Annotated in this window: 1 pseudogene; it reads left to right on the top strand. The window is 55.9% G+C overall.

Annotated elements, in window-relative coordinates:
* Positions 1–50 precede the first annotated feature (50 nt).
* Positions 51–623: pseudogene (locus ACEXP3_RS24705) on the top strand (IS5 family transposase); the annotation flags it as partial.

Genomic DNA, 623 nt, shown 5'->3' with positions numbered 1-623 from the left:
TAGGGGTTGTGGGGATTCACAAATCAGCGCGAATGTGATTCACACTTTGGATGGATCGTTTTGTACTGACAGACGCCCAATGGGCGAAGATAGAACCGCATTGTCTGGGAAAAGCTATGGATCCCGGTCGCAGCGGAAGAAACAACCGGCTGTTCATTGAAGCCGTGCTTTGGATTGTACGCACGGGCAGCCCATGGCGCGACCTGCCCGCTGTGTTCGGCAACTGGAGCACGGCATTCCGTCGGTTTCGCGACTGGCGTGAAGCCGATATTTTCAAACGCATATTCGATGCCCTCTCTGAAGAACCGGACATGGAATACGCTATGGTGGATGCCACCATCGTCAAGGTCCACCGACACGGTCAGGGCGCAAAAGGGGGACTCAGAGCCAGGCCATTGGTCGCTCAAAAGGTGGAATGACAACCAAAATCCTGGCGCTGACCGATGCTTTGGGCAATCTGGTCCGGTTCGAATTACTGCCGGGCCATCGCTTCGATACCGTCGGCGTCGCGCCGCTCATCAACGGCATCGAGTTCGGTGCGCTACTCGCCGACAAGGCTTTCGATAGCAACACCATTGTGGCCGATCTCAACGAGCGTGGCGCGAAAATTGTCATCTCGCAAC

The organism is Neorhizobium fuzhouense, from assembly GCF_042611105.1.
Taxonomy (GTDB): Bacteria; Pseudomonadota; Alphaproteobacteria; order Rhizobiales; family Rhizobiaceae; genus Neorhizobium; species Neorhizobium galegae_A.
Note: the sequence above shows the minus strand (reverse complement) of the source record. Positions and strands in the feature narration are given on the sequence as shown.